5 protein-coding genes are annotated in these 7,626 nt (G+C 63.3%); all 5 read right to left on the reverse strand.

All coding sequences use genetic code 11. The features are described from left to right. Positions 1–416: 416 nt before the first annotated feature. The gene (locus M0R80_30230; GenBank protein ID MCK9463916.1) at positions 417–614 is read right to left on the reverse strand and encodes a M48 family metallopeptidase; all 198 of its coding nucleotides are present in this window, start codon (positions 612–614) and stop codon (positions 417–419) included. A gap of 137 nt (positions 615–751) precedes the next feature. After that, positions 752–3,916: a type I restriction endonuclease subunit R gene (locus M0R80_30235; GenBank protein ID MCK9463917.1), complete on the reverse strand. Its 3,165-nt coding sequence runs from the start codon at positions 3,914–3,916 to the stop codon at positions 752–754. Next, positions 3,913–5,493, reverse strand: coding sequence for an LA2681 family HEPN domain-containing protein (locus M0R80_30240; GenBank protein MCK9463918.1), 1,581 nt, complete (start codon positions 5,491–5,493; stop codon positions 3,913–3,915). Before M0R80_30240 ends, M0R80_30235 begins: the two co-directional genes overlap by 4 nt. After that, positions 5,490–6,830 carry a restriction endonuclease subunit S gene (locus M0R80_30245; protein ID MCK9463919.1) on the reverse strand — a complete coding sequence of 447 codons (1,341 nt, stop codon included), beginning with the start codon at positions 6,828–6,830 and terminating at the stop codon, positions 5,490–5,492. Before M0R80_30245 ends, M0R80_30240 begins: the two co-directional genes overlap by 4 nt. Beyond that, the coding region (locus M0R80_30250; GenBank protein MCK9463920.1) for an SAM-dependent methyltransferase at positions 6,820–7,626 on the reverse strand (807 nt) is incomplete at its 5' end. The genes M0R80_30250 and M0R80_30245, both read right to left, overlap by 11 nt.

The following is a 7,626-nucleotide window of genomic DNA, read 5'->3' on the forward strand; positions in this document are numbered from 1 at the left end:
TCGGCGCTCTCCCTTGGGGACCAAGCAGTCCGCGATTGTGACAGCGGGCGCACTGCCAGGGATCTGCATGGATCCTGGTGGGTCAGGGGAACTGTTACCTCTTGACAGGCTTTTTCATAGAAGGGCGTGGTGAGTCGGACTCTCGCGAGGAACCCACCCGCCCAATCGGCACGAACGGTCGGGAGTCACCCGGCCGCGTTACCGCAGCGGAAGCGAGAGTCCTTTGTCCTTGAGCCGCTCTGCCGGTCGCGTCGTCGCGGGTGACTAAGTCCGCCGAGCCCCTCGCGGGGCCGAAGCGACCGGCTGTTCAGCTCGAAATAATTATGCGCGCCGTTGGGGCGAGGGGCAAGCGACGGAACAAGATACAGCCACAGTAGAAACGGAACTCGGTGCCGAGTATTCGTAGCGAGCAGAATTCACCACACCACCCCCGCCCCGAACCCCCGCAGCGCCGCGCGCCGCTCCTCGTAGTCGGGCATGATTTTCCCGAGCAGCTTCCAGAACGCGGCGGTGTGTTTCCGGTGGAGGAGGTGCCGCTGGTCATCCTCGTCCTGCAGAAATGATGTTCGGCAGCTCTGTGCGCATGACAGCGAGTAGCTTCCGAGCTTCGTCAACCTGAGGGGGGTCCTTCGCGAGAAGCTCCTCTATCATCTGGACGCTTTTCTGCAGGTCATGAATGAGTGGAGTCAGGTTGAACACGATCTTCTCTGTCATCTTTCTGCCTTTCGTTGCTACCGGTCCTCCGATGAACTCACGCCGCCCACCCCGCCGACAGCACCTCGGCCTGCTCCAGCACGGTGATCGTCGCCTTCTCCTGCTTGTCCGGCGGGTAGCCGTACTTGCGGAGGATGCGCTTCACCAGCACGCGGAGCTGGGCGCGGACGTTCTCGCGGACGGTCCAGTCGATCGAGACGTTCGCCCGCACCGTGGCGACCAGCTCCCGCGCGATGGTGCGCAGCGTCTCGTCGCCGAGCACCTTCACGGCGCTGTCGTTCGTCTCCAGTGCGTCGTAGAACGCGACCTCGTCGTCGGTGAGCTTGAGCTTCTCGCCGCGCGCCGAGGCTTCGCGCATCTCCTTGGCGAGCCGGATCAGCTCCTCGATCACCTGCGCCGTCTCGACCGCGCGGTTCTGGTACTTCCGCACCGCCTTGTCGAGCAGCTCGGCGAACGAACGCGCCTGGACGACGTTGCGCTTCGAGCGCGTCTTGATCTCGCCCGCGAGCAGCTTGCGGAGCAGCTCGACCGCGAGGTTCTTGTGCGGCATCCCGCGCACTTCGGCGAGGAACTCGTCGGAGAGGATCGAGATGTCGGGTTTCTTGAGCCCCGCCGCCGCGAAGATGTCGACCACCTGATCGGCCGCGACCGCCTTCGACACGATCTGGCGGATCGCGTGCTCCAGCTCCTCGTCGGTCCTCTTCTCGAACGACTCGCTCTTGGCGAGCACCGACCGGACCGCCTGGAAGAACCCCACGTCGTCGCGAATCCGGATCGCCTCCTCGTGCGGCACGGCAAGCGCGAACCCCTTGGACAGCTCGTTCACCGCCTGGATGAACCGCGCCTTGCCGTCCTCCTGCGCGAGCACGTGCTCCTGCGCGTTCGGGAGGAGCGTCACCCGCTCCTGCGGCGTGCCGGTCAGCCACTTCGAGCGGTCGAACCCGTGGAAGATCCCGCAGCACACCTCGTGCTTCTCCAGCATGATCGCCACGGCGTCGGCCTGGTCGATCGCGGTATCGCCCTTGCCGCCGCTCTCGGTGTACGTCGCGAGCGCCTTCTTCAGCTCGTCGGCGAGGCCGAGGTAGTCGACCACGAGCCCGCCCGGCTTGTCCTTGAAGACGCGGTTCACGCGGGCGATCGCCTGCATCAGCCCGTGGCCGCGCATCGGTTTGTCGACGTACATGGTGTGGAGGCTTGGCGCGTCGAAGCCGGTGAGCCACATGTCGCGGACGATTACGATCCGGAACACGTCGTTCGGATCGGTGGAATCTTTAGGCGGGCTCGTATCGCGGAACCGCTTGGCGAGCGCCTCGCGCCTCGGCTTGTTCCGGATGTGGCCTTGCCACTCCAGAACATCGGACGCGGAGCCGGTCATCACGACCTTGATCGTACCCTTCTCGTCCTCGTCCGCGTGCCACGCCGGGCGGAGCGCGACGATCTCGCGGTACAGGTCGACGCAGATCCGGCGGCTCATGCACACGACCATCGCCTTGCCGTCCATCGACGAGAGGCGGTTCTCCCAATGGTCGACGAGGTCGCGGGCGATCAGCTTGACCCGGTTCTCCGCGCCGACCACGGCTTCGAGCTGCGCCCAGCGGGTCTTGAGCCGCTCCTTGCGGTCCACCTCCTCGCCCTCGGTCGCCTCCTCGAACTCCGGATCGATCTTGGGTTTCTCGGACTCCTTCAGCTCGAGCTTGGCGAGGCGACTCTCGTAGTAGATCGGCACGGTCGCGCCGTCGGCTACCGCGCGCTGGATGTCGTAGACGCTGATGTAGTCGCCGAACACGGCGCGGGTGTTCGCGTCGGTGTGCTCGATCGGCGTGCCGGTGAAGCCGATGAACGAGGCTTTGGGCAGCGCATCCCTCAAATTGCGCGCGAGCCCGTCGATGAAGTCGTACTGGCTGCGGTGCGCCTCGTCGGCGATCACGACGATGTTCCGTCGGTCCGAGAGCACCGGGTAGCGGTCGCCCTTGTCGTCGGGCATGAACTTCTGGATCGTCGAGAACACCACGCCGCCGCCGCTGACCTGGAGCTTCTCGCGCAGATCGGTGCGGCTCGTGGCCTGGACCGGGTCGTACCGCAGGAGGTCGCGGCACCGCGCGAACGTGCCGAACAGCTGATCGTCGAGGTCGTTGCGATCGGTGAGCACGACGACCGTGGGGTTCTGCATCTCCGGGTGGAGCATGACGCGGCCGGTGTAGAACGCCATGGTGAGGCTCTTGCCCGAGCCCTGCGTGTGCCACACCACCCCGACGCGCCGATCGCCCGGGTTCCCACCTGGGTTCCATGATTCGTACCGGCCAGGGATCTCGGAGACGCGATCCCCGGCCGGGACCGCCGCGCGGAGCGTCTCTTCGATGGCGGTGTTCACCGCGTGGAACTGGTGGTAACCCGCCGTCTTCTTCACGAGCTTGCCGCCGCCGAGATCCTCGAACACGACGAAGTAGCGCACGAGGTCGAGGAGCCGCCGCTTCTCGAACACGCCCTTGAGCACGACCTCCAGCTCGGCGATCCCGTGGCCCGCGTCGTCGCGCCCGGTGATCGTGCGCCAGGGCTTGAACCACTCCTTGCCCGCCCCCACCGAGCCGATCCGCGCCTCCACGGCGTCGGACGCGACGAGCGCCGCGTTGAACGCGAACAGGGACGGAATCTGCGCCTGGTAGGTCTGGAGCTGCTTGAACGCGCTCCACACGGTCGCGTTCTCGTCGGCCGGGTTCTTCAGCTCGATCACCGCGAGCGGGAGGCCGTTCACGAACAGCACCACGTCGGGGCGGCGGGTGTGCTTGTTCTCCGAAACCGTGAACTGGTTGACCGCGACCCAATCGTTGTTCTCGGGCCTATCGAAGTCGAGCACGCGCGCCTGGGCTCCGGCGATCGAGCCGTCGGCCCGGCGGTACTCCACCGTGATCCCGTCGACGAGCATCCGGTGCACGGCGCGGTTGCGCTCGATCAGCGTCGGCGCGTCGGTCCGCGTGAACTTGCGGAAGGCGTCTTCGACCGCCTCGGCGGGAAGCTCCGCGTTCAAACGCGCGAGCGCCTCGCGCAGCCGCCCCGTGAGGATCACGTCGCGGTAGTCGGGATCGACCCGCTCCGCGCCCGCCTCGCCGAAGGCGAGATCGGGACCGTAGAGCACCGAGTAGCCGAGTTCCTCGAACCACGCGAGGGCGGCGTCTTCGACGACGGATTCGGTGAAGTGCGTCATGGTTTACTCTGCGTTTCATGTCCCCGAATCCAATCATGGTCCGGGACTACCAATTCACCGATTGGGCCACCTGTCTTCTGCAACATTCTGCGTTCGCGCTGTTTAATCGCAAGGGACAGCATCTGGATCGCTGACCTGGCCACGCGGAGCGCGCGAAGAACCTCCTCAACGAACGGTTCTTGAAGGTAACGCTCAACCTCTGGAGCTTGTCGGCCATCCGAGGGATCACCAAGATCGTGAAGCACTACGAACCGGTGCGTTCCAGCGTTCCGAAGCTCTTTCTGCGGGTGCAAGATGCCGCCCTTGGTTTCGTAGTCCTCGGCAAGCTCTGCGAGGCCGAAGAGTGCGTAGGCTCCTTCGCGAACAACTTTCTCAACCACCGGGACAAGTGGGTTCGGGGCGCTTCTCTCGCCGTTGCTCTGGCGCCACAACCTGCCAAAGTAGACCTTGTCTGGTGCTAGACCGATTTCGAAATAATGGTTCGCGGTCACAGCCACTTTGTCGAGAAGATCGAGGGCCGTGCGGTGCGCGAGCACAAGCGCAGAAGACTGCGGACCATAGTTTGCGTAATCGAGAGTGTCGGCGAATCGCCCCGTCTCGGGCCAACCATGGTCCTCTGTCGCCCTCCATGCAAGATCGCGGGCCAGGATGAAGTCGGCTTTCAAGACGTTGAACATCGCAAACACTGGAGGTGGCGTTGCCCCTGATGAATCAGGTTCACGCTCCATGATGCCCGGAAGAGAAAGCCAATCCAGTTTCCCCAGGGCAGGATCTACGAGTTCGACCGCCGGGGCGAGGGTCAGTCGTTCGCGTTCCACCCAGCGGACGAATGGATCTGAGTGCGGTGAGCGAGACGGAGGATCACCAAGTTCGTCAGACAGCGACGCGAGTTGTTTTGCGGTGCGCGCACCAACGTACTCACTGACATGGCCTTGATGCTCCTTCGCGATCTTGGCCAACATTTCGGCCTCGATGCGCGTGAGGTCAGAGCAGTCTCCTTGTTTGAAAAGCCATATGAGATCTCTAGCCGCAGCGCCAGCAGCAACCCCGTTTGCGGGATCAAGTTGAAGTGCTGCAAGCCGGGCGTCGTGTGCCTCACCGAGTCGGAAGCTGTGCGTGAGTAGGTTGGCAAGGTTCGTCCAAGCCTGTGTTCGGATCTTCGATTCAGCACCAGTGTCCCGCGCTACCTTCCAGTAAAGACGTCGCGCCTCCGCGCGCTGTTCGCGCGTGCGTTCCTGATGATCTAGCCAACCATGCGAGTATGGCGGGTATCCGACGATCGCAGCGAGGGCATTGGCAAGGTTGTAGGCGACAAGGGTATGAGGGTGCGCCTCGTAGAGTTCGCGGAACAGACGCAGCCCCTCTTCGATCGCGTCTTGCTGTCGCGTAGCCGCGCCGCCATCCACGAGAATCGCTGCCCGGACCCACATTGCCTTCAAGCGATCTGGAGTATCGAGAGCAATCTCTCGCGCCCGCCGCACAGCCTCACAAGGATCGGCATCTAGTAGGGCAGACAGACGAACGGACAGCTCGTGGAACACGTCACCCGGTTTGGTCACGATCCGATCGAGGCTCATGCCCGCGCCTCCAGCACACACTCAACATCCTTCACGCGCACCTCGCCCGAGATCAGCTTGGGCAGCAACGAGTCGCGCATCGCGGCGAGGATGCTGGATTCGCGTTCGTTCTCAGCCATCTTCGCAAGCAGCGGCCTGGTAATGAGCGAATACCTCTCTACAACAGCGTCGTCTGCCTTGACGACCTGCGTTGCTGCGACGACCTCTGTACGCACGGCGGGATATGCCCCGCCGTCCGCCAGATGTGAGAGGGTCTCGATGTTCTCTACAGCGGTAGCTGCAAAATACACGAATTCGGCGTACTCGATTTTCAGCGGCCGAAGGACGGCGAAACCGGTGCTCCCGGTAAGCCCGTCATCAGCGATGAAGGCGTACGAACCGTTGCCGGGTCGCACCGTTCCGACAATGGTGTCATTCGGTCGCAGTACACGCTGCGCTCGACTCGGCGCGTCTTGTCGTGCGTAGAGCGTGACCGTCTCGATTCGCCCCCATTTGGTATTCGAGAGATCGACATAATTGATGATCGCTGGACGTGTCTCCTTCGACCATGCCTCTGGATTTAGCGAGGAGAGGTCGCCGACCGCCGCCGCTCCCCACCCCTCGGGCACCTCCCCCAACTCCGACTCCACGAACCGCGAGGGGAACAGATCGGCGATCTCCTTGGGGAGCCCGGTGTCGCGGCCCTCGACCTTGGCGCGGACCGGGTCGAAGTCCACGAACCACGACTTGAACAGCGCCCGCGCCATCGCCTCCAGCGTCTCGTTCATCCGGCGGTTCAGCTCGATCTTGTCGTCGAGCGTGCCGAGGATGTAGGCAATCGCGCGTTGTTCTTCCAAAGGTGGAACATTGATCGCAAAGCGGCGGATCAGACCCCCGCTCAAATTTCTCTGAGCCCCACCCGAGGCAATCTGTAAGAAATCGCCCCTGTGATACTTGAGCGCGTAAAATAGGAATCTCGGTTCGCAACGTGTGCGTTCGGGAATCATGGCGCAACACGCTTGATTTGTGGCAGCTTCTCTTCCCAAAATGCCGAGACTCGTGATGGTCTTCCCATCGCCGTACATGGCCATTAAAACGGTATCTTTCGGAAACAACTTCGCAGAGGTGAAATCAAGTGCTCTGTCGGTAATTTTTTCCTCCGCCTCAAACAAGATGGAGTCTTTCAGTTCCTTCGTTTTGAACCACGAATGGGTGCCTCCTTCGTAGTAACTCGAATCGCTGCGCAGCGGTGTTCCGCCACTTGTCACCCTTTCACATAGTTCTTCGATCGCAGAGACTCCCCAATCGGCAGGGGTCGAAGGCAGAATGGTTGGGTTGCTGTACTTCTCACCCCCCATACCCCAGCCCCCTCAGGTTCTTCTCGATCTCAGCTTCGAGTTTCGCAGCCTCGGCTTGCTGCTCGCGCAGGGTTGCGGTGAGGCGTTTCATCTTCTCGCAGAACGGCTCGCCGTCGTCCTCCTGCGCCTCCGCGCCGACGTAGCGTCCGGGCGTGAGCACGTGGCCGTGCTTCTGGATCTCTTCGAGCTTCGCGGCCTTGCAGAAGCCCGACACGTCGGCGTAGGTGCCCGCGTCCGGATCTCCCCGCCACGCGTGGTAGGTGCCCGCGATCTTGGCGTGGTCGTCCTCGGTCAACTCGCGGTGCGTGCGATCGACCAGCGCGCCCATCTTGCGCGCGTCGATGAACAGCGTCTCCCCTCGCCGGTCGCGGAACCGGCCGTTCTTCTTGTTGCGCGCGATGAACCAGAGGCACACCGGGATCTGCGTCGAGTAGAACAGCTGCCCCGGCATCGCCACCATGCAGTCCACGAGGTCCGCCTCGACGATCGCCTTGCGAATCTCGCCCTCGCCCGACTGGTTCGACGACATCGAGCCGTTGGCGAGCACGAACCCCGCGAGCCCCGTGGGCGCGACGTGATGGATGAAGTGCTGCACCCAGGCGTAGTTCGCGTTGCCCGCCGGCGGCACACCGTAGGCCCACCTCTTGTCGTCCTTGAGCAGCTCGCCGCGCCAATCGCTGTCGTTGAACGGCGGGTTGGCGAGCACGTAGTCGGCCTTGAGGTCCGGGTGCCGGTCGTTGTGGAACGTGTCGCCGTGGCCGATCTGCGCGTCGATCCCCCTGATCGCCAGGTTCAT

Source organism: Pseudomonadota bacterium, assembly GCA_023229365.1.
Lineage (GTDB): Bacteria > Myxococcota_A > Polyangia > JAAYKL01 > JAAYKL01 > JALNZK01.

Coding starts and splice junctions, on each gene's coding strand:
- M0R80_30235 (MCK9463917.1), bottom strand. CDS start 3,916: ATGACGCACTTCACCGAATCCGTCGTCGAAGACGCCGCCCTCGCGTGG.
- M0R80_30240 (MCK9463918.1), bottom strand. CDS start 5,493: ATGAGCCTCGATCGGATCGTGACCAAACCGGGTGACGTGTTCCACGAG.
- M0R80_30245 (MCK9463919.1), bottom strand. CDS start 6,830: ATGGGGGGTGAGAAGTACAGCAACCCAACCATTCTGCCTTCGACCCCT.